The following is a 26,448-nucleotide window of genomic DNA, read 5'->3' as shown; positions in this document are numbered from 1 at the left end:
GAGGCCTGTGAGCACATTATCGACCCGCCTGCCGGCCTGTACGTTTGCGCTGGTATTGGGCAGCATCTCTGTAGCCCATGCGGCAGATCCGGCTTCTCAGGCTGGCGCCACGGGAAATCCCACCCAGGCGCAACACGCGCATGGTGGCATGTATCATGGGCAGATGGACCATAGCCGGATGTCGCACGGCTCCATGGACTCCCATTCGATGAATCATGACGGCATGGCGCACGGCAGCCCTACTCCAGACAGCACGGCCACATCCCAGAGCCGTACACCCATCCCGCCTGTCACCGCGGCCATGCGCGAGGCAGCCTTTCCTCCTCTCGCCGGCCATGCCGTGCATGACAGCGCCATCCACAGCTACCTGCTCTTCGACCAATTGGAGTGGCAGGACGCCAAGGAGGGCAGCACGCTTAACTGGCAGGCCGAAGGTTGGATTGGTGGCGATGTAAACCGATTTAACTTCCGCTCCGAAGGCCAGCGTACCAACGGTCATACCGAAGAAGCCGAAATTCAGGCACTCTGGGGACATGCCATCACGCCCTGGTGGGAAACGGTGGCCGGTGTCCGGCAGGATTTCAAACCCGGTTCGCCTCAAACATGGGCAGCGTTTGGTATCCAGGGCGAAGCCATCAAGGATCTGGATCTGGAAATAACGGCCTTCCTTGGCGAAGGCAGCCAGACCGGTCTGCGCATAGAGGCCGAGTACGACATGATGCTGACCAACAATCTCATCTTGCAGCCGCATACCGAGCTCAACTTCTACGGCAAGAACGATGAGGCCCGTGGCACGGGGTCCGGTATTTCCGAAACCGAGTTCGGTCTGCGCTTGCGCTACGAAATCACCCCGCAGTTTGCGCCCTATGTTGGCGTGTCATGGAACAACACCCATGGTCAGACGGCATCCTATGCCCGAGAAGAAGGCGAAGACACTCACGATGCCCGGCTGGTAGCCGGTGTTCGTATGTGGTTCTAACCCATGACCTTCCTGAAGGCTGCCCTGCTGCTGACGCTTGCCGTTCTGGCGCTCATTGCAGTGGCAGTCTATTCAGGTGTGATCAACATAGGAGCGGATACGCCTCACGTAGAGCCGGTACACCGCTTGATCGTCATGTTGCGTGATCGCTCCATTGAAGTGCGATCCGAACGGATTACGGTCCCCAACCTGGAAAGCAAGGCACTGATTCGCAGCGGCGCGGGTAATTACGATGCGATGTGTGCCGCCTGCCATCTTGCACCCGGAATCAATGAGACGGAGCTGAGCAAAGGCCTTTATCCGCCTCCTCCCAACCTCAGCCAGCAGGGAATCACCGATCCGGCAGAGGCGTTCTGGATTATCAAGCATGGCGTCAAGGCCACCGGTATGCCGGCTTGGGGCAAAAGCATGAGCGACGACTATATCTGGGGACTTGTCGCATTCCTGCAAAAACTGCCAACCTTGGATGCCCAGCAGTACCATGTATTAGTAGCTTCCAGCGAAGGGCATTCTCACGGAGGTGGACAACTAGACCATCATGCACACGGAACGCTGAGCTATCCACAAGGTGGGCGTGAAGCCCAGGAAAATCAGCCTGTGGAAAAGATTGCTCCATCCACTCACCAACCCCGCGTTATACACAAGCACGCTGATGGCGAAGACCATGTGCATTAAATAAAAGGCATGTGGATAACTCGAAACGGCTTAAATTCTGTTTAAAGCCGCTTGGTAACAGCGCCTTGAAAACAGAGTGGTGTGTACGAAATCAGGAGGCAGACGGTATGCCATACAGAGCTGCCATACGGATGCTCATGACTGGCTGTATAAAGTAGAAACTGAATCCGGCCAAGAACAGGACGGATGAAGAAATGGGGCAATGGCTTGACGCCACTGCCCCTGACACTGCTTAGCTACGGCCACCGCCGTGGCTATTCTGGCCGCCTTTGCGGCCAGCTTCGGAAGCCTTTTCACGGTCATTGGCGAAGTTACCGCCACTGTTGTGACCGCCTTTACGACCCGCTTCAGATGCTTTCTCACGATCGTTTGCGAAATTGCCTGGGTTGTTATTTGCCATTGTCTTTCTCCTCATATACGGATTGGGACTGGACTGAAATACAACGTGTCAGTTCAGCTAGGTGAACGAAGCACAAGACTTCGCCTGTCTGGGGTCACTTAGCTACGGCCGCCGCCGTGGCTATTCTGACCGCCTTTCTTACCTGCTTCGGATGCTTTTTCGCGATCATTGGCGAAGTTACCGCCGCTGTTCTGTCCGCCTTTCTTGCCGGCTTCGGACGCTTTTTCACGATCGTTTGCAAAGTTGCCTGGATTGCTATTCTGAGTCATGGTCTTGCTCCTCTTTCGGATTGGGACTGGACTGATAAACATCTCAGTTCAGAGTGGATGGAGTCACATGCTCCATCCTCTTAGTGATCAATCAGCTACGGCCACCGCCATGGCTGTTCTGACCACCTTTCTTGCCTGCTTCGGAAGCCTTTTCACGATCATTGGCAAAATTACCGCCACTGTTTTGGCCGCCTTTTTTACCGGCTTCAGACGCTTTTTCGCGATCGTTGGCAAAGTTGCCCGGATTAGAATTCTGAGTCATGGTCTTGCTCCTCTTTTCTTTCGGATTGGGACGGACTGTAAAAACCTGTTCGGCTCAGGAATTAGCTACGACCACCGCCGTGGCTGTTCTGACCACCTTTGCGACCCGCTTCGGAAGCTTTTTCGCGGTCATTGGCGAAGTTGCCGCCGCTGTTCTGACCACCTTTCTTTCCAGCTTCAGATGCTTTTTCACGATCGTTTGCAAAGTTGCCTGAGTTACTGTTTGCCATTGTCTTTCTCCTAATGGATTGGGACGTCATGCCTTGTGTTTTCGCTAACCGTTTTCCGTCAGCGTTCGTAATTTCTGAGGGTTGTTATTGAAGGGAGTTCCTGCTTTTTAACCGTCTCGATCAGGTGCAGACGAGCGGTACAGGAGCTGTTCAGCTACCACTCAGAACAAGCGAAGCGGCTGATTTATAAGTGTTTTTAGGTTTTAGGTGACTGGCACCAAAATGAGGCAATACTTATCAAGGCGGCATCTATTCTGCTTTATAGCGGAGCGGTAACCGTTTCGTTTTTATGCTCATTAACATGTACTTTTACATGCAAATAAATATGTAGTTAAGCGTTAGACCGGACTCGTTTGAAGCAGCGGAATATTTCAAAAACTTTCCTGGAATCGATCGAACTTGCATGTCCATTCAGGAGCGAAATAAGTTCGAATGCGTAACCCAAGACATACTCAAACGCAATCCACTCTGACCGGTCAGAAAACTTTTGAGCATTCCGGTGCTGATGCTCAATTTCATGACTCGACGACACTCAGGGCAGCTATTTTTTATCCCCTACGGAATAAAACGCGAGCGCAGCCGTCATATCGCTTCACAGGTATCGCCTGCCTTTGAACGGACTCACCCGCGGGAGCGGAGACTTCATGCAAATCACCCTTGTACGCCATGGCAAACCCGATCACTCCGGCACGAAATGGCTGTCACCCCGAGAGATGATGGAGTGGGTCGAGGGCTACCAGAAGGCCGATGTACTCTGCCGTAAGCTTCCAGCTGATCTCGTCGAGCTGGCGAGCAGTGCCGGTGTGCTGGTCTGCAGCTCCTTGTCACGCTGCATGCAATCGCTCAATCATCTGGCCGGTGAACGTCCTTATACGTGCGACAAAACCTTTGCTGAGGCACACCTGCCTGGGTTCGATCTCCCCTGGCCCAAACTCCCCGTAAAAATGTGGCGCTTGATGCTGCGGTCAGCCTGGTTTCTGGGCTTATCCACTCACACTGAGTCCATCTTTGCGTCCAACCGACGGGCCAAGCAGGCCGCCGACAAGCTGATCGCCCTCGCCCAGGAACATGGCTCGGTTCTGTTGATGGGCCATGGGATCATGAACGTGCTGATCGCTCACCACCTGCGTAAACAGGGCTGGGCCGGACCGCTTCACTTGATCCTGAAGGACTTCTGGCACCCTACCGTTTACAGGAAGGCATGAGTCAATCCATGACACTCCAGTGATTGGCTAAACGAAAATCGCTTTTTTCAGATGCCATACAGGCAAATTGACGTATCGTCATGCCTGCGCGGTGATGACTGTTCCAGCCTGGAGCAGCCACTGTTTCTATCGGTTGCCGTTCTGCCAATGACTATCATGCCTACTTCGTCCTGCTCCACGCTTCGTTTATCCACCGTGATGGGGGCCGCGCTGCTGGCAAACCTGTCCATGATGCCTTTTGCGCAGGCCAGCGACAGCAGTCAGCTCATCAGCCTGATCAACCAGTACCGTGCTGCGCCACAACGCTGTAACGGGCAGCGTACGGCTCCTGCTGGCCCACTGGCCGCCAACGAAAAACTGGCCCAGGTGCGTCTTTCACAGGGCATGCAGCTGCGTGAGGTCTTGCGCGGGGCGGGTTATCAGGCAGCCCAGGTGCAAGCCATGGCTATTTCGGCACCGGCCGGGGCGGAAGCTGCCATGCAGGTGTTGACCCAGAGTTATTGCAAGGCGCTCTTGGACTCACATTACGCCGAGGTTGGCGTCTCGCGTTCGGGTAATCGATGGCAAATCGTCCTGGCCCAGCCGGTGTTGTCGGGCAATATCGGCGACTGGCAGTCTGCCGGTAAGGAAGTCCTCAGGCTGGTCAACGAGGCGCGCGCCAAGCCGCGCCGCTGCGGGAGTCAGTCCTTCAAGAGTGCCAAGCCGCTCACCTGGGACGACAAGCTGGCCAACGCCGCCCTCGCTCACAGCCGTGAGATGGCCTCGCTCGATTACTTCAGCCATGCCGGCAAGGATGGCAGTCAGGTGGACAAGCGCGCCCAGCAACAGGGTTATCAATGGCGACGGATCGGCGAGAACATTGCCGGTGGTCCCGGCTCACCCAAGCAGGTCGTCTCCGGCTGGCTGGCCAGCCCCGGCCATTGCAGCAACATCATGAACCCGGACTACACCCAGATGGGTACGGCTTATGCCGTCAATCCCAAGAGCAGCGAGGTCATCTACTGGACGCAGGTGTTTGGGACACCGCGTTGAGTAAGGGGCAGGATGTGGGAATGATGGGTATCGCGTTGTTCAACCCATCAACAAACGCTACGCCCTACATTCTTAACCCACAAAAAAGCCGCCTCGAATGGGCGGCTTTTTTATATGCAGCGAGGCTTACAACACCATCGCGGCAACCCAGCCGAATACCATCAGCGGCAGGTTGTAATGCAGGAAGGTGGGCACCACGGTATCCCAGATATGGTTGTGCTGACCGTCCACGTTGAGACCGGCGGTTGGGCCAAGGGTGGAGTCAGACGCCGGCGAGCCCGCGTCACCCAAGGCGCCCGCGGTTCCGATCAGGGTCACGATAGCCAGCGGGCTAAAGCCCAGCTGCACGCTAAGCGGCACAAAGATCGCGGCAATAATCGGGACCGTCGAGAATGACGAACCAATCCCCATGGTGACCAGAAGGCCTACCAGCAGCATCAGAAATGCCCCTACCGCCTTGCTATGGCCAATCCAGTCCGCAGACGCATCCACCAGGCTCTTCACCTGTCCTGTTGCGGTCATTACCTCGGCAAAGCCCTGGGCGGTAATCATGATAAAGCCGATAGCCGCCATCATCTTCATGCCTTCGGTAAAGAGGTCATCCGACTCCTTCCACCGCACAACGCCGGAGGCCGAGAACACCAGAAAACCAGCCAGTGCGCCGATAATCATGGAGTCCAGCCACAGCTGTACGCTAAAGGCGACCGCAACCGCCACACCCGCCATCAGCAAACTCTTGGGGTTGTAGCTCGCCTCGACATGCTCGGCCTGCTCCAGTCGCGCCAGATCATAGACACGCTTGCGGCGATAGCTGAAAGAGGCAATTGCCAGCCCGCACACCATCCCCAGCGCCGGAATGGCCATCGCGTGCGTGATGCTGATACCACTGATATCCACGCCCGCCTTTGCCACGTTGGCCAGCAGGATATCGTTCAGGAAGATGGTGCCAAATCCCACCGGCAGGAACATGTAGGGCGTCACCAGACCAAACGTCATCACGCAGGCAATCAGCCGACGGTCGATCTGCAGACGCGTCAGCACATACAGGAGCGGCGGAATCAGCAACGGAATAAACGCAATATGAATCGGCAGGATGTTTTGCGACGAGATGGAAACCGCCAGGATCATGGCCATCAGAATCCACTTCACCATGCCGCCGCCCTTGTTCTCGCTGCGACCGACCATGACGAGCACCTTGCTCGCCAGCGCATGCGCCAGTCCGGATTTGCTGATGGCGACCGCAAAGGCCCCCAGCATGGCGTAGGACAACGCCACGGTGGCACCTGAACCCAGCCCCGTATTGAAGGCCTTGAGCGTGCCATCCATTCCCAACCCGCCCAGCATCCCGCCGACGAGCGCACTGGCGACCATGGCGATCACCACGTTTACGCGGCACAGGCTGAGGACCAACATGAGTCCTACGGCCGCGACTACTGCATTCATTACCATCCTCCAGCGGAGTGCAAGCCTACCCAAAAAGGCGCGTACTCTGCCGTAATGCAGTAGATGGAGTCAAAAACGGATGCCGAAGTGCAGGCATCAAGGCTGACCCGACAGGCTGTCGGGCCAGTGAATGCGGGGGACTATTCCTGTTTAGGGGGCAGCGGCGTTCCCACCACCGAATCGCCAATCACCAGAAAGTGTCCGCCCGCAATATGGTGCAGCGTGCGCAGCTCATCGTGCCCCTCGAATGACCAGTGCCCCTCCTTGAAGACGCGCTCGTCGGCCTGTGCAGCAATCACTTCACCCAGGAACAAATCATACTGTTGTTCATTGTCCGGCTCCGGCAGCAGGCGGCACTCCAGCCACGCCACGCAGCCTTCCAGCAGCGGTGCTTCGACCTGCTCACCGGTGAAGGTCCCCAGCTCATACAGCGCAAACTTGTCCTTTCCACCCCGATCCAGCTCGCGGCCCGACGTGGTTCCCACGGTCTGGGCGATGTCCGCCTGCGTTACCACCGGCACGTTCAGCACAAAGGTGCCGGACTGCTCCAGCAGCTCCCGCGTCCAGGTGGACTTATCCAGGACAACCGCCACCTTGGGCGGCTCGAAATCGATCGCCATCGCCCAGGCCGCCGCCATGATGTTGCGCTTGCCTTCGTGTGCCGCACTGACCAGCACCGTCGGCCCATGGTTAAGCAGCCGATAGGCCTTGGGAAGAGGAACGGGGCGGCGGGTGGTTGTGGTCATGAAGGGACTCCAGAAAGATGAGGCACGGCCCTATTCAGCGGCCGGGCGTAGAAGAATGCCATCATAAGGGGTACGCCGGGCTTGATCAGCCCGGCAGCGTAGGCGCGACGTTGGCTGCCGGCTCACGGGCGACGTCATCCTCCGTTGGTTCGATCAGCGCCACCACCGTCCAGCCGGCCTGGGGCTGCCAGCTGCTGTCCGGTGTGACGACACGGATCTTGTCCTGCGGGTCGCGGGCGAACAGTACCAGCGCCTTGCCTTCATGCAGCGCCTGATAGTCAGCCCAGCCAAAACCGTCCGTTAGCCGCGTGGTTCGGATCTCGTCTCCTCGCGCCAGTCGCCCGGCCAGCTGTGGATAGGTAAGGGCCGGACTGCCAAGCGCCTGACCACGGTGCTCTTCACTCGCGCGGTGCTTATCGCTCCGCTGGCTGTCCTTGCCGCTGTACACGGTGTACAGCTCGTTGGCACCGAACTCATGGCGAAACCGCATGCTGGCGAGGGTGTTCAGTTCGCCCGCGGGAGATACGCCAAGCAGACGGCCGATCCCTACCAGATCCATGTGCGCCTCGGCGTGCTGAGACGCCGGATTGCCAAAGTAAGTGGGCAGCTCATCCATGCGCGCGCTACTGATGTTGTCCCAGTTCGAATCGGTCAACATGACGCGCACGCCCAGCTGTTGCAGGGCTTTGCCCAAGGCGCGACCTACTGGGTTGGCACCGATGATGAGAAAGCCGGTCGGCGCGGGTTCGGCCACCTTGAGCAGACGAGCAAGCGGACGGGCCGTTGCGCTTTGCAGCACCACCGTGCCGATGATGACTGCAAAGGTGAGCGGCACCAGTAAGGCGGCATCATCATTCCCTTCGCTGGTCAGGCGAATCGCAAAGATTGCCGAGACGGCGGCCGCCACGATGCCACGCGGCGCAATCCAGCCCAGCAGCACCCGCTCGCGCCAGGACAGCGTCGACCCCCAGGTCGAGACCAGCACGTTCAGCGGTCGCGCCACGAACAGGATTACCAGCAGCAGGACGAGTACCGCAGGTCCTAGCGCCAGCAAGGCATTCAGGTCCAGCCGCGCCGCCAGGAGAATGAACAGCCCGGAAATGAGCAGGACGCTCAGGTTCTCCTTGAAATGCAGGATCTCCCGTACATCGACATCCTTCATGTTCGCCAGGCACATGCCCATCAGCGTGACCGCCAGGAGGCCCGACTCATGAACAAAGTGATTGGACACAATGAAGACGCCCAACACTGCTGCTAGGCTCGCCAGGTTGTACAGGTAATCCGGCAACCACTGCCGTCTCAGTACCTGCCCCAACAGCCAGCCACCGGCCAAGCCGAACACACAGCCGCACACGATTACCGCGGCAAACGTCGTCAGGCTCTGGCTGACCCCGCTACCGGCATCATGGGCGACCACAAAGCTGTACACCACTACCGCCAGCAGCGCGCCAATAGGGTCGATGACGATGCCTTCCCAACGCAGGATATTGGCCACCGACGCCCGGGGGCGCACCACCCTCAGCATCGGCACGATCACCGTCGGACCGGTTACCAGCGTCATGCTGCCAAACAGCAGCGCCAGATCCCAAGGAAAGTCGAGCAGATAGTGGGTGGCAATGGTAATGACGGCCCACGTCACCAACGCCCCGGCCGTTACCAGCCGGTGTACCACACTGCCAATCTCCCGCCATTCGGACAGATGCAGCGTAAGGCTGCCTTCGAACAGAATCAGTGCCACCGCCATCGAAACGACAGGAAACAGGAGTGGCCCCAGCAGCGCCTGCGGATCGAGCCAGCCCGTGACCGGACCCGCCAGGATGCCGCAGACCAGCAAAAACAGAATCGCCGGCAAGCGCAGCCGCCAGGCCAGCCACTGGCACATCAGGGCAATCACGCCGATACCGGCAAAGGCGAACAAGAGCTGCTGTTCGTGCATAACGGTCCTTGAAATACGAGGGGGAAAACATCAAGCGAGGGACAGCGCAAAAAGCTGTCATGACTAGACCGTAGCGCCTTTGCGGCAATTCCTGACCTTACGTCGGCATCCCGCCTGCCACGAATTGCGAGATAAAGGCCGGAAACGACAACGCCCCGAATTATTCGAGGCGTTGCGGGTATGCACATTTAAACAGTCAGCCTGACGAGTGAGCCGACACCCTTCTTTTTATTCATGCCTACAAAAACGCCGTTACCTCATCCAATAAGGCTTCCGGCACTTCTTCCGGCAAGTAATGCCCACCGGGTAGCGCCTTGCCCTGCACATCGGTCGCTACCTTTTTCCATTCTGCGAGCGGGTCAAAGCATTTGCCTACGATGCCGTCAGCGCCCCAGAGTGCAAGGGTGGGCATGGTCAGCATTCGATTGGCGGCGCGATCGGCGCGGTCGTGCTCAAGATCGATCGTGGCGCTGGCCCGGTAGTCTTCGCAGATGCCTCTGGCCGTGCCGGGCAATTTGAGACAGCGCAGATACTCTTCAAACGCGCCATCCATGAACGGCGCAAGGCCTGCGCTGCGAGTGCCCATAACGCTGCGCAGGTAGAGATCCGGGTCGGCGTCGATAAGGGTTTCTGGCAGCGGCGCCGGGCGGATCAGGAAAAACCAGTGCCAATAGGCGCGAGCAAAGGCTTCGTCGGTCTGGTTGTACATAGCCAGCGTAGGGGCGATGTCGAGCAGGATCATTCGCCGTACCGCGGCGGGGTGATCCATCGCCAGACGGTGGGCCACTCGGGCGCCGCGGTCATGGGCGAGCAGATCAAATGTGTCGAAGCCCAACGTTTGCATGAGCTCGATATTGTCTTGCGCAAGGGTGCGCTTGGCATACGTCAGGTGCTGGGGGTCAGCAGGCGGCTTGCCGCTATCGCCATAACCACGCAGGTCCGCCGCCACAACGGTGAATCGCTCAGCCAGCATAGTCGCTACCTTGCGCCAGATAATATGCGTTTGCGGATGCCCGTGCAGCAGGAGCAATCCAGGCCCACTACCTCCGATCCGGTAGGCAATATCGACACCGTTGACATGGCACTGCGCTTTTTGAAAACCAGAGAACATGGGTGGACGCTCCAGGTTGAAGTCGGGCTCATCCGGTGTACAGGTTCGCAGCCCCATTGAAAAGAGTCGGCCTCAGAACAAGCGGCCGACACCCCGTGTTACCCATCGTTGGCAAACGGCCATTATTTTTTTGCCAAGAGCGATTTATTTCACATTTTTGCACTCAAACGGGCTCCGTCACTCACACCCTAAAACAATATGAGACTACCTACTCTCCTTTCCCGCCCCTTACTGAACGCGCTGGCCTTCGCGACCTTAGCCTTGGGGAGCCATGCGGCGCTGGCTGCCGAGCCGTCTACCGCTACGCCGGTAGCCGTCAGTCAGGTAAATACCTCTGTTACCAGCTCCATCAATGACTTCACCAATGAGGACTGGCAGAACGGGGTCTATCGCAAGGCCGCAGGCTTTTCGATTCCGGCCACGCAGACTAACCAGAATGCGTTCAAGCCTGGAGCAAAGGTGCTCTTGGCAACGGGCGCGATTGTGGCGGTCAAGCAGGTGCAGGTCGGCGACAAGAACATGGCCGTATGGGTAGAGGGTCCGCTGCTGGATGGCAGCGCTGTAGGTTATCCGCGTCGGCTGACGGTTGGGCTCAATGGCGGCGATCCCGTCCCGCCCAAGGTCGTGCCGCAGGAAGAGTTCAGCACGCGTATCAATAACCTTACGAACGAGGACTGGCTCAAAGGCGTGTATCGAAAGGCAGCCGGTTTTTCCATTCCCGTTACTACCATGAACCGCAAGGGCTTCAAGCCCGGCGCAATCGTTCGCCTGGGGGATGGGCAGGAGCTGCTGGTGAAATCCGCCCAGGTAGTAGGGACAAGCATGGCGGTGTTTCTGGACAGTCCCGTATTGAATCCAGACTTGGTGGGATATCCGAAAAGGCTGAGGTTCATAGCACCCGCACCTTGATAAAGTGCAGGCGTGATTGGAAGGAGGCGCTTGGCACAGCCATGTCGGATGCCTTTTCCTTAATGGGTATCGCTTCGCTTAACCCATCCTATAAGGGTGGCAGCGCCGCGGTAGGATGGATGGATGGATGGATGGATGGATGGAGTGTAACGATATCCATCGCTGGCTAGCGCCCGTTACGCTTATAGAAGCAATACAATATGCAACTTTGGTAAGAATGCTGAACATACGCGATAGATGCAGCTCTGCTCTAACGCTTACTCATTAGCCTAGCTGGCAAGGATGTCCCACCTAAATGGCTATTTTGCTTGTCTGCGCGGTGGTGGCACTGTTCTGTTTCTTGTTAATTCGCGAAGGCGACAGGTCAAAGAAGAAACAGCTGGCGAAAGATATCAATCCGTTATTTCTCAACGCCCTGCGCCAACATAACGTACATACCTTCGAAATTCTTCAAGACAAGCTTTACCCTGGCATCAGCACTGGACCTAATCAAAAACCGTTCGAGGTCCATCGCATCCTGTATGACAAGCAAGGCCGATATTTCCTGTACCTTCAAATACAAGACTCGCCCCCTACGCTGATGGCAATCTCTAAGGAACGAGCCCTGCGGGCAATTGGACGCTAAGTTGTAAGTGCCAGGAGTGCCGTAGCGCTTAAACGGAACGACGGCTGATACGTCTTGGTGCTGCCTGGATATATCAGACGCCTCTCCCCTTGATGGTATCGCCTTGCCTACGGGTCAGGTGCTTCGATCCAGGCTGCGGCGCTATATGATTACCGTCAGCCAACCGGTGCCCTATCGTGCCATCACCGCTGGTAGAATGCGCCGCCTGTTCCACCAGCCCTCGATGTCTCCATGTCCCGATTGAATCCTCGTCAACAGGAAGCCGTAAATTACATCAGCGGGCCGCTCCTGGTGTTGGCCGGTGCCGGTTCCGGCAAGACCAGCGTGATCACCCGCAAGATCGCCTACCTGATCCAGCAGTGCGGTATCCGCGCCCAGTACATTTGTGCCGTGACCTTTACCAACAAGGCCGCGCGGGAGATGAAGGAGCGGGTCAGCAGCCTGTTGCGTGGCGGGGAAGGCAAGGGTCTGACCGTGTCGACCTTCCACAACCTGGGCCTGAACATTATCCGCAAGGAATACGCCAAGCTGGGTTACAAGCCGGGCTTCTCCATCTTCGATGAGGGCGACATCAAGGCGCTGCTCACGGACATCATGCAGAAGGAGTATTCCGGAGACGACGGCGCCGATGAGATCAAGAACTACATCGGCAACTGGAAGAATGACCTCGTGCTGCCTGAGGAAGCGCTGGCCAAGGCCCGTACGCCCAAGGAGCAGACGGCCGCCGTGGTGTACCTGCATTATCAGCGCACGCTCAAGGCCTATAACGCTGTAGACTTTGACGACCTGATCCTGCTGCCGGTCAAGCTCTTCCAGGACAACCCCGACGTGCTGGAAAAGTGGCGCAACCGCATCCGTTACATGCTGGTGGATGAATACCAGGACACCAACGCGAGCCAGTACCTGCTGGTCAAACTTCTGGTGCAGGATCGCGCGCAGTTCACCGTGGTGGGCGACGATGACCAGTCCATTTATGCGTGGCGTGGGGCACGGCCGGAAAACCTCATGCAGCTCAAGGATGACTTTCCTTCGCTCAAGGTCGTGATGCTGGAGCAGAACTATCGCTCCACCAGCCGTATTCTCAAGTGCGCAAATATCCTGATCGCCAACAACCCGCACGTGTTTGAAAAGCAGCTTTGGAGCGAGATGGGTCATGGCGATCCGATCCGTGTGATCCGCTGCCGCAACGAGGATGCCGAGGCCGAGCGCATCGCGTTGGAAATCCTTACCCTGCACCTGAAGACGCAACGGCCATACTCGGACTTTGCCATCCTTTACCGGGGCAACCACCAGGCCAAGCTGATGGAACTCAAGCTCCAGCACCATCAGATTCCGTATCGGCTGTCAGGCGGCACGAGTTTCTTCTCCCGTCAGGAGGTAAAGGACCTGATGTCCTATTTCCGCCTGCTGGTAAACCCGGACGATGACAACGCCTTTCTGCGCGTGATCAACGTACCGCGCCGCGAGATCGGCTCGACAACGCTTGAAAAGCTCGGCAACTACGCCACGCAGCGGCAGATTTCCATGTATGCCGCAGCCGACGAGATAGGTCTGTCCGAGCACCTAGATGCGCGCTACACCGAGCGCCTTGCCCGCTTCAAGCGCTTTATCGATAGCGTGCGCCAGCAGTGCGCTCAGAACGATCCGATCATGGCGTTGCGCAGCATGGTCATGGACATCGACTACGAGAACTGGATTCGCCAGAACGCCTCCAGCGACAAGGTGGCCGAACTCCGCATGGGCAACGTCTGGTTCCTGATCGACGCGCTGAAGAACACGCTCGAAAAGGACGAAGACGGCGACATGACCATTGAAGAGGCCATTGCCAAGCTGGTCCTGCGGGACATGCTTGAACGCCAGCAGGAGGAAGAGGAAGGCGCTGATGGTGTGCAGATGATGACGCTGCACGCCTCCAAGGGTCTGGAGTTTCCCTACGTGTTCATCATGGGCATGGAGGAGGAAATTCTTCCTCACCGCTCTAGCATCGAGACGGACAGCGTGGAAGAAGAACGCCGCCTGGCCTATGTAGGCATTACCCGCGCTCGCCAGACGCTGGCCTTCACCTTTGCCGCCAAGCGAAAGCAATACGGCGAGGTGATCGATTGCACGCCAAGTCGCTTCCTGGATGAGCTGCCACCGGAGGATCTGGAGTGGGAGGGTCAGGAGGATGCGCCGGTAGAGGTCAAGACGGCACGGGGCAATGATGCGCTGGCCGCGATGCGGGCTATGCTCAAGCGGTAGATTTGCTTGTGGAACGATGAGAAAGGTTGAGCGAAGCGATACCCATAAGGCGCCAACGCAAGCGCCCTGGCCTTTGGCCTTTCCCATCGATTCACACACCTAAAGCGCGCCCCTCGACCTACCCTTTGCAGGGAACGTTCACCCCTATTTTCAGGCTTGCCGCTTTGTTCACACTTCAAGGCCAAAACGACCGGTAATCAGCCTGATGGAAAAAAGCCATGAGCAAATTGAGGGTTTCTGGGGTCAATTGAATATCGGTTTTGTATGACCGTTTATCCCTAACGGTCTTTTTCGATATTCAACAGAGAGGTCTAGATATGGCTACTGCAAATGCCAAGCAAGAACTGAAATCCGTTGAAAGCATTAATGCCCGCGCGTCCACTGGTCAGGACGCTACCCTGACTCAACAGGGTGAAATTGGTAAGGCGCTAAGTGTCCTACTGTCGGATGTCTTCGCCCTGTACATCAAGACCAAGAATTACCACTGGCACATGCATGGTACACACTTCCGCGACTATCACCTGTTGCTGGAAGAGCAGGCAACCCAGTTGTTCGCCATGACTGACCCCATGGCCGAACGTGCACGCAAGATCGGTCAGCCCACCATTCGCTCCCTGGAGCAGATGGTGCAGCAAAAGCGTCTGGCCAGCAGCGAAGCTGAAGACCTGACCGCTGAGCAGATGCTGGAAGAGCTGCATGCCGATAACCAGGCGCTGGCTGCGTTCATGCGCACTACCCACACCCTGACTAGCGATGGTAACGACGTGGCGACCACCAGCCTGCTGGAAGAATGGATCGACCAAGCCGAAGAGCGCGCCTGGTTCCTGGGCAAGACTGTTGGTAAGTAAGTATTGATTGGCAGGTGCTGGTTATCTTTTATAGAGATGCCCTAGAACTGCCAGGTTCGATCAATCCGGAATCCTGCGGGGTTCCGGATTTTTTATGCCTGTCGCTTATGTTGGCTCTGCAGTTGCCATAACCCCTTCTGCCTTGGCGTCTACACAACATCTCCTGCATAAAGGGTCGATCTGAGCGAAAATAACGGTTTGTTGTTTTAAGACCCGAGCGTGAATGTAACCCTGTTCAGGTTGCGTCTTCCCAGCCCTTACACAGACCGCACGTATGTACAATAACCAGCTCATCCTTGTTCCATCCATTTCCACCTTACCGGGCCATGAGGCCAAGGCACTGAGCGCGCTGCGCTGGCTGATACGCAGGGGCATCGTGCAGGAACAGGTAACGACCTGCGGCCGCGGCTCGCGGGGCATGGCCTATGGCATTGCTCCAGGTGCCGAACGGGTGGTCAAATACCCCGAACGTCTGCCGTTCGGTCATCCTGTCAACGGACTGGAAATCATCACTCGCCGCTGCATCTTTACGCCGGACAAGGGATTCAAGGAGGAGGCGGGCTGCCCGGAGTGCCGCCAGGAGATCGGTGAGGCGCTGTTCGACAGCCTGGAAGACTGGATGCCCGGCCATACCGATAATTTTCGCTGCCCCGAATGTGGACACGAAGATGACATCAACGGGTTCCTGTTCCTGCAGCCCTGCGGCTTTTCCAATCTAGGCTTTATTTTCAACGGCTGGGCAAAAGCCGTCTTTCAGTCCACCTTTCTTGAAGAGTTTGCCGAACGGCTTGGCTATGGCATTACACAGGTAACGGTTGAACTCTGAACGAGGGCCCGGTAACAGAAGGCGAGGAGTGCAAAAATAATTAAACAGGCAGAGCGTTGATAAATAAGAGAATTGTGCCTACTGCCGCTGCTTGCCGGAAAATAAAGGTATACAACGGCTCAAAAGCGCGTATGGTGACGTCACTGCTCTGCAATTGTCACTTCGATACCCTGGCTTGATGTACTGCTTCACGTTTCATCTCCTTGGCTCGTTTTACTTTCGCATCTCAGTCTCGGCCTGAACGGTTCAGCGCCGCAGTCTTACTTTTACCTTGGAGATACATCATGTCTACTCGCCAAACGGGTACCGTCAAGTGGTTCAACGATGAGAAAGGTTTCGGCTTCATCACGCCTGAGAGCGGTCCTGACCTGTTCGTTCATTACCGTTCGATCGAAAGCGCCGGCTTCAAGAGCCTGAGCGAAGGTCAGCGCGTTTCTTTCGTGGCCGTCAAGGGCCAGAAAGGCATGCAGGCTGATCAGGTTCAAGTCGTCTAAGACGCCTGATCCAAAAAGCCCCGCCTAGCGGGGCTTTTTTATTGCCTGCGTTTTTTAACGCCGCTATCGCCTCAATGGCAAGCCCTTCGTCCTGTACTGCTGCTCTTTCAGAGTGGTGCCTGTTCGATCAAGCCCTGTCTTGACGCCAACATCATCCAACCTAATGGATCAGCATGTCCGGTTATCGAATCAAATATCAAACCGTCACCGTTGGTGATGTAGATTTTCACATCCAGTCCCTGAAAGACCATCAGCAATACTATGACCCCAATGGTGAAGCGGAGCTGCTGGGCATCTCGCCCGAAAGCTGGCCGCTGTTTGGTCAGGTCTGGCCTTCAAGCTATGTACTGGCTACGGCCATGCAGACCATTGATCTCAAGGGCAAACGTATCCTGGAGTTGGGGGCAGGTCTTGCCTTGGCCAGCCTTGTGGTGCATAGCCGAGGCGGCAACATGACGGTGAGTGACTACCACCCATTAATCCCGACTTTTCTGAACGAGAATCTGCGGCTCAACAACCTGGGGCCGATCAAATACCAGGCGGCAGATTGGGGTAGAACCGACCTGGACCTGGGCCAGTTCGATCTCATCATCGGCAGTGACCTGATCTACGAGCGCGACCAGCCTGCCATCCTGGCCGACTTCATTGACCGACATTCGGCGGATGAAGTGGACATCATCATTGTCGACCCAGACCGCCGCCAGCGCTCCAGCTTCTGTCGTGAGATGGAGGAGCTGGAATACTCGTATCGGAGTACGCGAGCAGACTGTGTACTGAGTACCGGCGAAGCCTATAAAGGGTCATTCCTGCATTTTCATCGGGACGAGGCCACACTGGGCCTCGCCGTCGGTTAAGTCTCTCTACAGCGGGCCGGGGTCCGGAATCGGGCCAGGAATCTTGGCTGGCTCTTCCAGGTTTTCGCGCGCTTCTTCAGGCAGGTCTTCCGGGCGGGTCTCAGGATCGAGTTCGCTTTCCAGCTCGCTATCGGCTTCGTCGAGGTCGTTCAAAGGCGCCTGATCAGCACAAACGAGGCCTATAACGGCCGGATAAGGCGCGAACGCTGAAAGGTTCGGGTACGTCAGCATCGGAATATCCTCATGGCTGGACTCTCTTGTTTAGTCCAGCCATCCTAGGATAGGTTGCAACCGCTTACCGATGGCGCATCCGTGCCGCTACGAGTAAGGACACGAGGCAGCCGCCGGCCAGATACGCCGCGACCAGATGCCAGGACCCGTTGTTGACACTGACCAGCGAGGCGGCAATGAACGGTGTAAAGCCGCCGCCAACCACGCTGGCAACCTGATAACCGACACCGGCCCCGCTGTAGCGATACTTGGTGCCAAAGGCTTCCGTGAACAGCGGCTGTTGCACGCTGACGATCATGTCATGGGCCATGTTGGCAAGCATGACGGCAAAGAACACGATCCAGCCAATCGAGCGCGCTTCCAGGGCCAGGAAGAAGGGCACAGCCGAGAGCACACCAATCGTGGCGCCGATCAGGTAGATACGGCGTAACCCATAGCGGTCCGCCAGCCAGGCGAAGCAGGGAATGGTTACGCAGCTGATGGCACCCACCAGCAGGCAGATATTCAGGAACAGCTCGCGGGAAAGGCCCAGGTTGGCAGTCGAATAACTGAGCGCAAAGGTCGTCACGATGTACATGGTAAACAATTCAGCCATACGCAACGCGATGATCAGGAGGAACGCGCGTGGATGGCGACGTAGCGCTTCCACGATGGGTAGCTTGACGGCCTTGTGAGCCTGTCTGACTTCACGCACGAACTCGCGGGATTCTTCCATGCTGGAGCGCACCCATAAGGCAATCAGCACAAGCACGATGCTAAACAGAAATGGCAGGCGCCAGCCCCAGCTGTGAAAGGCTTCGTCGCTCAAAAAACGATCAAGTAGCGATACGCTGCCCGTGGCCAGGATCAACCCTACGCCAAAGCCTACCTGCACGCCGCTACTGTAGAAGGCACGCCGGAGCGGCGGTGCACTCTCCACGGCCATCAGGGCCGCGCCGCCCCACTCGCCGCCTACGGCAAACCCCTGGATGGCACGCAAAATAACCAACAGCACAGGTGCCCACCAGCCAATGCTCGCATAAGTCGGTAACAGGCCAATCAGGGCGGTCGAAATGCCCATGAGCATGACCGTCAGCACCAGCATGCGTTTGCGGCCAAGTTTGTCGCCGTAGTGACCGAATATAAAACCACCCAGGGGACGGAACAGAAAGCCCACGCCAAACGTGGCAAAAGCAGCCAATGTCCCCATGGCCGGGCTTACGTTGGGGAAGAATTCCTTGTTGAAAATCAGCGCCGCCACGATGCCGTAGAGCAGAAAGTCGTACCAGTCCACAACCGCCCCCACAAAACTGCCAAGGGCGGCCTTGCGGGCCTGTGAATCGGAGCGCCCCGGGGGCGATGCGTCTGTTGCATGGGTCATTGCGGTCATGGCTTGGGTACTGATAACAGGAGGCGAGCCGTCAGAAGTGGCTCAAAAATCCGCCCGTCGGCATGCTCATACTGCAGGTAGGAGGGAAAGCAGACGGGAAGGTGTGAAACAGGCGCAGGGGTGGCGGGTTACTCGTGCGTCATACAGGACGGAGCAAACAGGCAAGGCGCAGAGAGATACATAGAGACGTCCTTATAGTTTTAATGGGCTATACGAAGAGAAGGCTTCGCACCGGAGGACGGGATAGTGTGTTGCGAGGGGTTATGAGGTCAACTGTAGGGTCACGTACAGCTCATGAAGAACGTGACCGTTAGTCGATTGACGCCCGTGGCAGGACGCCAGAGGGGCGGTAAATCATTCGTCCATTAACTTCTTGCGATCTTCTACCGGCAGGCTGCGAGTCTCGGGATCGAGATCCTCCAGCTCGCCATCGGCTTCGTCCAGGTCATTAAGAGGAGCCTGATCCGCGCACCAGAGCTCATTGGCAGCAAGCAGGGTGCTGTAGTTGGCCAGGCGGCAGGTGTGTGCAGGAATACCGGTAATCATCTTGAGTCCCTCCCAGGAAATACCGATGAATGCTGTTTTAGCTTAGTCCGGTAATCGCAGCGGGAGGTTGCAACCGATCATCGGTTGGTGTGGCGAAGGATGTCTTGCTGAAGAGGCGGATGGCTATCCGACTTTCATACACAGGATGGTTGAACGCAGCGGCTCTCATCACAGGCGCCTGACCTCGAAGACCAGGCACCTGATAACGGACAGCTTAGAAGCGGTCGCGAATGACCACTTCGTCGTAGGGCAGCTTGCCAGTGCGCGCATGCGCCGGCTCGGCGGCCTTGCCGATGGAAATCATCAGGCTGACAACATGGTCGTCCGGCAGATTGATCAGCTGGCCAACGGCCTCGAAATCAAAGCCGACCATAGGGCAGCTGTCGTAGCCCATGCCCTTGGCAGCGAGCATCAGCGTCTGGGCCACCAGGCCGGTGCTGCGCATGGCCTCGTCACGCTGGGTCTGTGGCTTGTCACGATAGTACGCGTCGATGGCGGGCACCATGAAATCCTGCACGGCCTGGGGAGCTTCGCTCCAGATACGGGCGGCATTCTTTTCCCAGCTGGCAACATCGGCACACACGATGACGAGCAACGAGGAATCGGTAATCTGGGCCTGATCCCAACCTACCGCACGAATCTGCTGACGCAGCGCCGGATCTGTCACTGCCACCAGACGCACATGCTGCAGGTTGAACGACGTCGGCGCCAGCAGGGCATGACTCAGCAGTTGGCGCTGCTCGTCATCGGTCATCCGGTGAGAAGCATCGTAATGACGGATGGCGCGACGTGCATTGATGGTTTCAAGGATATTCATACTACGTTCCTTTAAATAAAAGTCAGGCCAGCACAAGCGTTTGGAGCCGCAACGGCCGTTTGGAAATCGTGGCGCAGAACGTAAAGGATAGCCGCGCATTTATCCAATCAAGCGTACTGATTCATTCCATCGATATCGCCAATACCGCTTCGCTAGCTGCTTTTGCTGAAACGATTGCGCAAAAAGGTGATCGAATCCCGTTTGATGACAATTTGTTTCTGAACCCTGTGGCGTCAGAGCAGTCTTTTAGCGGTTCGCCTGCTCTGGCAGGCGCGTCTGGATACAATAAAAGCAGGCAGCATCACATGGAATCTCCCACGCTCACCCTCTCGGCCCCTGCCGCTCCGGCGCGTAAAGGCCTCGTCCTTCTCATCGCAATCATCGCCGCCCTGGGTGGCCTTCTCTTCGGTTACGACACTGGCATCATTGGCGTCGCCCTGCTCGGCCTTGGCCGTGAGTTTGCGCTGAATGACACCCTCAAGCAGCTCGTCACGGGCGCCATCATCTTTGGTGCGCTGTTTGGCTGCCTGGGCACCGGCCCGATCTCCGATCGACTCGGCCGACGCCGAACCATCATTCTGGTGGGCATAGTATTTGCGCTCGGGTCGATTCTATCGGCCGTCTCGCCCAACGTGACACTGCTGATCCTGTCGCGCTTTCTGCTTGGCCTGAGTGCCGGCAGCTCGACGCAGATCATTCCGGTCTACATTGCCGAAGTGGCCCCGCCACAACATCGCGGAAAGCTGGTGGTACTGTTCCAGTTCATGGTGGTCAGCGGCATTACCGTCGCCTATTTCACCGGCTTTGCGCTGGACGAGCACTGGCGCTGGATGTTTGCGCTGGGCGTGGTTCCGGCCGTGATCCTGCTCGCCGGTATGTCGGTACTGCCTGAAAGTCCACGCTGGCTCCTGTCCCGCGGACGCGAGCAGAACGCACTGGCGGTCCTGGAACGCGTCCGTGGTGATGAGGCGGCTGCCCGCCGGGAGCTGACCGAAATCAAGACCGTGAGCGATGCACCGGAAGGCACCTGGCGGGACCTGCTCCAGCCCTGGGTTCGCCCTGCGTTGCTCGTGGGCGCCTGCATCTCCATGTTTTCGCAGATCACCGGCAATAACGCACTTGTCTACTACGCACCGACCATTCTGACCCAGGCAGGCTTTTCCGATAAGACGGCGGTTCTGGCCACTGGCTGCAGCACCATCCTGGTGGTGATCATGACCGTGATCGGCAGCCTCCTGGTGGACCGCATCGGCCGCCGTCGCTACCTGCTGATCCTGATCCCCGGCTCGATCATTGCGCTGGCCATCATGGGCTACCTGTTCCAGGGTGCAGGCCCCACCACTGACGTGCAGCGCTGGCTGGTCGTGGGTTGTCTGGCGGCCTACCTGATGTTTAACTGCGGCGGCTTCGGTGTGTGCATCTGGCTGATCAACTCGGAAGTCTACCCACTGTTCGTGCGCGGCAAGGGCGCCAGTGTTGGGGCCTTCAGCCACTGGTTCTTCGATCTGGTCGTCACGCTGACTACGCTGAGCCTAGTAACGTGGCTGGGCGCTGCCCATACGTTCTGGGTTTATGCCGGAATCTCGTTGCTGGCTCTGGTCTTCATCTGGCGCTTCGTGCCTGAAACCCGTGGCAAGAGCCTGGAGAAGATCGAACACGAGTTGCGCGAGCACCGCTTCTACCCTTACCAGCAGCGCCACGACCGCTGACCTGCATGGCATAGCCCAACCGCATGAGGTTGGGCTATCTCTCCCCTACGCCCTGCCAGTCCTGCGCTGGCGGGACTGCACGATCCACATGATCACCATCGCCAGAAGCGGCACCAGCGTCACCACGGCGGCAAAGAATTCCCCTGTTTGCCGTAGCCCGAATGCCTCCGCCGATACCCCTACGCCAATCACCGGCACCGACATCGCCACGTAATAGGTCACAAAGAGCGTTGAGGTTACAGCTGCCTTGTGCTCCCGTGGGCTGGCACCTGTCACGGCGTTCATACCGGCTCGAAACACGATGCCCTGGCCCGCTCCCGCGATTACCGTTCCCAATAGCAGAAACCCGACCTGTGCAGTGGCAATGCTGACACCAATAGTGGCCGTGCCCAGTGATAGGGCAATGCAGCCAATCGTCATGTGTAAGTGTGCAGGCAGCTTTTTCAGCAATGCCTGCCCGATGATGGATGAGACAAACAGCAGGCAGATAACCGCGCCAATGGTAACGCCATGGGTATGCCCCATGACTTGGCCCATGATGGCCGGCACAACCGCTGTAAACAGCCCCGCCACGCTAAAACCCGCCATTCCCGAGAGGGCAGCTGGGATAAACAGGGCTCGCACCTCCCGCGGTAGATGAGGCGTCTGTATTGATAATCTCGGCTTAGCCGGGCGCTGGACCGTCTCGTGTGCCAGCAGCACACCCACTGCTGCAACCACCAATAAGATCAGGTACAGGCTGAATACCAGATGAGTGGGGTATGGTAGATACGTCGATAGGAGGCCTGCCACCAGAGGGCCCAACCCCAGCCCGAGCATGTTGGAGGCCGTAGCCACCAGGGTCGAGACATTGCGCCACGGCTCAGGCGCCAGCTCCAACACCGCCACGGTGGCCGTACCGGTATAAATCCCGGCGGAAAAACCGGAGAACAACCGTGCCAGCATTAATCCGCTAATGCTGTGGCTGAAAAGAAACATCACCGTACTGATGGCCGACAACGCGATACCGGCCAACAGCATCGGCCGCCGTCCCAGCTGATCGGACCAGCTTCCCGCCACCAGCAGCGCCGCAATCACACCGGCCGCATAGATCGAAAAGATCAGCGTCACCCATGTTTCACCAAAGCCCATCTCCCGTTGATAAAACACATACAGCGGCGTGGGCAGTGTGGTACCCATCATCGTGATCAGAAAGGCACAGGCCACCCAAATAAAGGCGCGACGGGGATGTGAAGCACTCGCAGGCATGCTTGCTCCTAGGCGTATTGATCATTATTTGAACAGCCCGACCGGAGGTGGTCGGGAAAGCGGTAGACCGAACGCGATGGCGAAGCGTTCGGTATGAAGGACAGCCCGGAGAGGGTTTAGCCTGGCGGAATGCCTAGCTCGACGGGTGTCTTATGAGAATGAAATGATGGGTATGGCTCTGCTCAACCCATCCTACGAAGCGGTTTGTGACGAGGCCGGTAAGTGGCACATCCAGAGGATAGGCGAAGCGATACCCCTCCCACATATGCCAACCTGACTAGCCACATCAGCCCCAACCGCGCCCTATTCCGCCGCGCTGAAATACCGCTCGATAATGGCCATGTCCGCCCCGGTTGCGAGAGCCAGCGACAGGAGAATGCGTGACTTCTGAGGATTGAAAAAGCCGCTGCCAATGCCCTCTTCCTTCCTGCTGACGAATCCAGATCCGGTACGGGTGGAGCGGATCACGGGAATGCCCTGCTCCATGAGCCGTTTGACCGTCTCCTTGGTACGCGTCGGGATGGAGCCGTTACCCGTACCGGCAATCACAATGCCCTTTGCACCATCCTTGAGCGCGGCGTCAATGAGTGCACTGTCCTGGTCCTGATAGCTGTACAGAATCACCACCTTGGGCAGGCTTTCCTGCTTGGAGACATCGAAATGCCTCTTGCCTGTCGGTGTGGCAGGAGAATAGTAGAACCGGGGCGTAACGCCGACAAAACCGCCCAGGTAGCCCTGCTCGGCCGCGCGGAAGGTGTCGGGCGTGGTGGAGTTGGTCTTAGTGGTATAAAAAGCCGAGCCGATGCGGTCGTTCAGAACGACCAGGGTGCCACGTCCGTTGGCCTTGTCATTGGCTGCCAGACTGACCGCCTCGAGCAGGTTCATGGGCCCGTCGGCCCCTACAGCTGTGGCAGGGCGCATCGCTCCCACCACTACCACAGGCTTTTCGCTTTTGACGGTCAGGTCGAGGAAGAAAGCCGTTTCTTCCAGCGTATCGGTACCATGGGTTACGACAACGCCATGTACTGCCGGGTCTTCCAGTTTTTGGCTGATCGTTTTTGACAGCTTCAGCAGTGTCTTCTGGTCCATGTCCTGGCTGGGCATGTTAGCGAGCTGCTCGCCTGTTACCGTAGCCACCTGATTCAGTTCCGGCACAGCCTTGATCAGGGTTTCGATACCCAGCTTACCGGCGTCGTAGTCAGTGGTATCGGTGCTGGAGGCCGAGCTGCCGGCAATGGTGCCGCCAGTGGCGTAGATGACGACGCCGGGCTTGGCGTCTGCGGCAAACAGGGAGGCTGTAGAGAGCGCAAGGGCGACGCTCAGGAACGCAGGGGCAAAACGAACAGGCATGCAATGTCCTTACTGTGAAACGGAAAACGTGGCTGTGACCACGTATTTCCTTACGCAAGGACTGTGCCCTGCTGATCAAGCAATGGGTATCGCCCTGCTCTCCCCATCTTGCCAAGGGTGAGTACATGGATAGATCGGGGCGCTGCATTCGCTACACGCCCCGGTCTATTGGCAGCGCCGAAACGGCGGTCCTACTTGTCCTTGTTCTTGCGTCCGGGCAGCACTGAATTAAGTACCTGCTTGGCCGTTTCCTTGATGATGCCGCCTTCGTTCGGGTCACCATGCAGAAGCGAGGAGGCAAAGCTCTTGGCCTGCTCGATAGTGAAATGTGGCGGCAGCGGTGGTACATCCGGGTCGGTCTTGAAGGTGATAACGACTGGACGCTCGGAGGCGAGTGCCTCTTCCCAGGCGGAAGCTACCCGGTCGGCGTTGTCGACATAGATACCCTTGAGACCGATGGACTCGGCGAACTGGTGATAGGGCACATCCGGAATGTTCTGCGAGGCTTCGAACTTAGGATCGCCGTTCATGACCCGCTGCTCCCAGGTCACTTGGTTCAGGTCTTCATTGTTGAAGACGGCGCAGATCCACTTGCCGTTACCCCACTCGCGCCAGTATTTCGCTACCGTGATCAGCTCGGCCATGTTGTTCATCTGCATCGCACCGTCACCCACCAGGGCCACCACCGGGCGGTCTGGGTGGGCAAACTTGGCGGCGATGGCGTATGGCACTGCCGCGCCCATGGAGGCAAGGCCACCGGACAACGAGCACATCATGCCGCGGCGCATCTGGACATCGCGGGCAAACCAGTTGGCGCAGGAGCCCGAATCACTCGTCACGATGGCGCGATCCGGCAGGCGTGGCGACAGCTCGTAGGCCACCCGCTGTGGATTGATCGGTTTGGCATCCGTGAGTGCACGGGCCTTGAGCGTCTCGTCCGAATTCTTGCGCCACTTTTCGATAGAGGTACGCCAGGAGCGATCCGTTTTCTCGTGCAGCAGCGGTAATAGCGCACGCAGGGTCTCGGCTGAATCGCCCTCAAGGTTCACTTCCATGGGATAGCGCAGGCTGAGCATGTCGGCCTTTAGGTCGATTTGCACGCCGCGAGCCTTGCCTTCTTCAGGCAGGAATTCGGAATAAGGAAAGCCGGAACCGATCATCAGGAGCGTGTCGCATTCGCTCATCAGCTTATAGCTCGCCTCGGTGCCGAGCAGACCAATGGAACCTGTCACCCAAGGCAGCGCATCGGGAAGCGCGGCCTTGCCCAACAGTGCCTTGGCTACGCCGGCACCCAGTTTTTCGGCTACCGCAATCACCTCGTCCGTTGCGCCCAGCGCGCCGGCGCCCACCAGGATGGCAACCTTCTCGCCCGCATTGAGGACGTCGGCGGCGCGTTGTAGATCCGCCTCGTAGGGTACGACCTTGGGCTTGCTGTAGCCCACACCGGAGTGGATGGTGCCGTGCTTGTGGGGCGGATCGGAGTACTCAAGCTCCTGAATGTCATTGGGCAGGATGATGGCCGTGACACGCCGCTCACCTACCGCCGTACGAATCGCACGGTCCACCAGATGACGGACCTGGGACGGCGCCGAAGCCTGTTGTACGAACGCACCCGCTACGTCCTTGAACATGGAGACCAGATCCAGCTCCTGCTGGTAATGGCCGCCCAGGGCAGTGCGTGCCTGTTGTCCGCAGATAGCCAGCACCGGTACGTGGTCCATGCGGGCATCATAAAGGCCGGTCAGCAGGTGCGAGGCGCCAGGGCCTGAGGTAGAGATGCAGACGCCCAGTTCCCCGGTGAATTTCGCATCGGCTGCCGCCATGAAGGCGGCCATTTCCTCATGGCGGGCCTGAATGAACTTGATCTTCTCGTTCGAACGGTTCAGTGCGCCAAAGACACCATTGATCCCGTCACCCGGGTAGCCATAGATGCGGCGTACGCCCCACTGGTACAAGCGTTCGACTATGAAATCACCGACGGTCATCGCCATGAGAACCTCCCTAGATCGGCTGTAAGCGGAATGGGTGCTTACTGACCTAGACAGGCTCACTCGGCGAGAAGGTCCTCAATATCTGAAAATAGATGGCCGACTC

Annotated in this window: 26 protein-coding genes and 1 pseudogene; 12 read left to right on the top strand and 15 right to left on the bottom strand. The window is 57.8% G+C overall.

Annotation, left to right across the window (positions count from 1 at the left end; all coding sequences use genetic code 11):
• The first annotated feature begins 148 nt into the window (after positions 1 to 148).
• Together GM154_RS06430 and GM154_RS06425 are read left to right on the top strand one after the other, a co-directional pair.
• Positions 149 to 979, top strand: a complete 831-nt coding sequence (locus tag GM154_RS06430; protein ID WP_258019747.1) for a copper resistance protein B — start codon at positions 149 to 151, stop codon at positions 977 to 979.
• A 3-nt stretch (positions 980 to 982) separates the two neighbouring features.
• Entirely contained in the window at positions 983 to 1,654 is a 672-nt protein-coding gene (locus tag GM154_RS06425) for a cytochrome c (protein WP_219651425.1), read from the top strand.
• 232 nt (positions 1,655 to 1,886) lie between these two features.
• Here GM154_RS06425 and GM154_RS06420 read toward each other — a convergent pair.
• The 4 genes and pseudogenes from GM154_RS06420 to GM154_RS06405 all read right to left on the bottom strand — a co-directional run.
• Positions 1,887 to 2,036: pseudogene (locus tag GM154_RS06420) on the bottom strand (general stress protein); the annotation flags it as partial.
• Positions 2,037 to 2,152: 116 nt separating this feature from the next.
• Positions 2,153 to 2,323 carry a general stress protein gene (locus GM154_RS06415; protein ID WP_010796500.1) on the bottom strand — a complete coding sequence of 57 codons (171 nt, stop codon included), beginning with the start codon at positions 2,321 to 2,323 and terminating at the stop codon, positions 2,153 to 2,155.
• A 91-nt stretch (positions 2,324 to 2,414) separates the two neighbouring features.
• Positions 2,415 to 2,585: a general stress protein gene (locus GM154_RS06410; protein WP_010796500.1), complete on the bottom strand. Its 171-nt coding sequence runs from the start codon at positions 2,583 to 2,585 to the stop codon at positions 2,415 to 2,417.
• A 61-nt stretch (positions 2,586 to 2,646) separates the two neighbouring features.
• The gene (locus GM154_RS06405; RefSeq protein WP_073450083.1) at positions 2,647 to 2,814 is read right to left on the bottom strand and encodes a general stress protein; all 168 of its coding nucleotides are present in this window, start codon (positions 2,812 to 2,814) and stop codon (positions 2,647 to 2,649) included.
• A 644-nt stretch (positions 2,815 to 3,458) separates the two neighbouring features.
• On the opposite strand from GM154_RS06405, the gene GM154_RS06400 reads away from it, so the two are divergent.
• Positions 3,459 to 4,019, top strand: coding sequence for a histidine phosphatase family protein (locus tag GM154_RS06400; protein ID WP_010796498.1), 561 nt, complete (start codon positions 3,459 to 3,461; stop codon positions 4,017 to 4,019).
• Between the two features lie 156 nt (positions 4,020 to 4,175).
• A complete protein-coding gene (locus tag GM154_RS06395) occupies positions 4,176 to 5,051 on the top strand; it encodes a CAP domain-containing protein (protein ID WP_258019734.1) in 876 nt (291 codons plus the stop codon).
• 126 nt (positions 5,052 to 5,177) lie between these two features.
• On the opposite strand, the gene GM154_RS06390 is transcribed toward GM154_RS06395, so the two are convergent.
• The 4 genes from GM154_RS06390 to GM154_RS06375 all read right to left on the bottom strand — a co-directional run bounded on the left by GM154_RS06390 (position 5,178) and on the right by GM154_RS06375 (position 10,287).
• On the bottom strand, positions 5,178 to 6,494 hold the full coding sequence (locus GM154_RS06390; RefSeq protein WP_074821229.1) for a Na+/H+ antiporter family protein: 1,317 nt from the start codon (positions 6,492 to 6,494) through the stop codon (positions 5,178 to 5,180).
• A 140-nt stretch (positions 6,495 to 6,634) separates the two neighbouring features.
• Positions 6,635 to 7,240, bottom strand: a complete 606-nt coding sequence (locus tag GM154_RS06385) for a flavin reductase family protein (protein ID WP_219651423.1) — start codon at positions 7,238 to 7,240, stop codon at positions 6,635 to 6,637.
• A gap of 85 nt (positions 7,241 to 7,325) precedes the next feature.
• A complete protein-coding gene (locus tag GM154_RS06380) occupies positions 7,326 to 9,176 on the bottom strand; it encodes a sodium:proton antiporter (protein WP_219651422.1) in 1,851 nt (616 codons plus the stop codon).
• Positions 9,177 to 9,414: 238 nt separating this feature from the next.
• Complete coding sequence (locus GM154_RS06375; RefSeq protein WP_219651553.1) at positions 9,415 to 10,287, bottom strand: alpha/beta fold hydrolase; 873 nt, start codon at positions 10,285 to 10,287, stop codon at positions 9,415 to 9,417.
• A gap of 198 nt (positions 10,288 to 10,485) precedes the next feature.
• Here GM154_RS06375 and GM154_RS06370 point away from each other — a divergent pair, with 198 nt between their 5' ends.
• The 7 genes from GM154_RS06370 to GM154_RS06340 all read left to right on the top strand — a co-directional run bounded on the left by GM154_RS06370 (position 10,486) and on the right by GM154_RS06340 (position 17,084).
• Entirely contained in the window at positions 10,486 to 11,196 is a 711-nt protein-coding gene (locus GM154_RS06370; RefSeq protein ID WP_219651419.1) for a hypothetical protein, read from the top strand.
• 295 nt (positions 11,197 to 11,491) lie between these two features.
• Positions 11,492 to 11,821: a hypothetical protein gene (locus GM154_RS06365; protein ID WP_219651417.1), complete on the top strand. Its 330-nt coding sequence runs from the start codon at positions 11,492 to 11,494 to the stop codon at positions 11,819 to 11,821.
• Between the two features lie 231 nt (positions 11,822 to 12,052).
• Complete coding sequence (rep, locus tag GM154_RS06360) at positions 12,053 to 14,062, top strand: DNA helicase Rep (protein ID WP_219651415.1); 2,010 nt, start codon at positions 12,053 to 12,055, stop codon at positions 14,060 to 14,062.
• Between the two features lie 317 nt (positions 14,063 to 14,379).
• Positions 14,380 to 14,910 (top strand): Dps family protein, encoded by a 531-nt coding sequence (locus GM154_RS06355; RefSeq protein ID WP_074821215.1) that lies wholly within the window; start codon positions 14,380 to 14,382, stop codon positions 14,908 to 14,910.
• 274 nt (positions 14,911 to 15,184) lie between these two features.
• Positions 15,185 to 15,736: a sugar ABC transporter ATPase gene (locus tag GM154_RS06350; protein WP_219651413.1), complete on the top strand. Its 552-nt coding sequence runs from the start codon at positions 15,185 to 15,187 to the stop codon at positions 15,734 to 15,736.
• 284 nt (positions 15,737 to 16,020) lie between these two features.
• Positions 16,021 to 16,230, top strand: coding sequence for a cold-shock protein (locus GM154_RS06345; RefSeq protein WP_010796478.1), 210 nt, complete (start codon positions 16,021 to 16,023; stop codon positions 16,228 to 16,230).
• A 173-nt stretch (positions 16,231 to 16,403) separates the two neighbouring features.
• Positions 16,404 to 17,084 carry a methyltransferase gene (locus tag GM154_RS06340; RefSeq protein ID WP_219651411.1) on the top strand — a complete coding sequence of 227 codons (681 nt, stop codon included), beginning with the start codon at positions 16,404 to 16,406 and terminating at the stop codon, positions 17,082 to 17,084.
• Between the two features lie 6 nt (positions 17,085 to 17,090).
• On the opposite strand, the gene GM154_RS06335 is transcribed toward GM154_RS06340, so the two are convergent.
• The 4 genes from GM154_RS06335 to GM154_RS06320 all read right to left on the bottom strand — a co-directional run bounded on the left by GM154_RS06335 (position 17,091) and on the right by GM154_RS06320 (position 20,047).
• The gene (locus GM154_RS06335) at positions 17,091 to 17,315 is read right to left on the bottom strand and encodes a hypothetical protein (RefSeq protein ID WP_074821206.1); all 225 of its coding nucleotides are present in this window, start codon (positions 17,313 to 17,315) and stop codon (positions 17,091 to 17,093) included.
• A gap of 64 nt (positions 17,316 to 17,379) precedes the next feature.
• Complete coding sequence (shiA, locus tag GM154_RS06330; protein WP_258019733.1) at positions 17,380 to 18,684, bottom strand: shikimate transporter; 1,305 nt, start codon at positions 18,682 to 18,684, stop codon at positions 17,380 to 17,382.
• A 354-nt stretch (positions 18,685 to 19,038) separates the two neighbouring features.
• Entirely contained in the window at positions 19,039 to 19,230 is a 192-nt protein-coding gene (locus GM154_RS06325; protein ID WP_010796474.1) for a hypothetical protein, read from the bottom strand.
• Between the two features lie 214 nt (positions 19,231 to 19,444).
• Entirely contained in the window at positions 19,445 to 20,047 is a 603-nt protein-coding gene (locus GM154_RS06320) for a nitroreductase family protein (protein WP_219651409.1), read from the bottom strand.
• A 305-nt stretch (positions 20,048 to 20,352) separates the two neighbouring features.
• On the opposite strand from GM154_RS06320, the gene GM154_RS06315 reads away from it, so the two are divergent.
• Positions 20,353 to 21,756: a sugar porter family MFS transporter gene (locus tag GM154_RS06315; protein WP_219651407.1), complete on the top strand. Its 1,404-nt coding sequence runs from the start codon at positions 20,353 to 20,355 to the stop codon at positions 21,754 to 21,756.
• 45 nt (positions 21,757 to 21,801) lie between these two features.
• Here GM154_RS06315 and GM154_RS06310 read toward each other — a convergent pair whose 3' ends face one another.
• The 3 genes from GM154_RS06310 to GM154_RS06300 form a co-directional block, all read right to left on the bottom strand.
• Positions 21,802 to 23,004: an MFS transporter gene (locus GM154_RS06310; RefSeq protein WP_219651406.1), complete on the bottom strand. Its 1,203-nt coding sequence runs from the start codon at positions 23,002 to 23,004 to the stop codon at positions 21,802 to 21,804.
• 303 nt (positions 23,005 to 23,307) lie between these two features.
• Positions 23,308 to 24,354 (bottom strand): asparaginase, encoded by a 1,047-nt coding sequence (locus GM154_RS06305; protein WP_219651403.1) that lies wholly within the window; start codon positions 24,352 to 24,354, stop codon positions 23,308 to 23,310.
• 191 nt (positions 24,355 to 24,545) lie between these two features.
• The gene (locus GM154_RS06300; protein ID WP_219651400.1) at positions 24,546 to 26,345 is read right to left on the bottom strand and encodes a thiamine pyrophosphate-requiring protein; all 1,800 of its coding nucleotides are present in this window, start codon (positions 26,343 to 26,345) and stop codon (positions 24,546 to 24,548) included.
• Positions 26,346 to 26,448 lie beyond the last annotated feature (103 nt).

The sequence above is a fragment of the Pseudomonas sp. MAG002Y genome (assembly GCF_019400845.1).
In the GTDB taxonomy this organism is placed as follows: Bacteria; Pseudomonadota; Gammaproteobacteria; order Pseudomonadales; family Pseudomonadaceae; genus Chryseomonas; species Chryseomonas luteola.
Note: the sequence above shows the minus strand (reverse complement) of the source record. Positions and strands in the feature narration are given on the sequence as shown.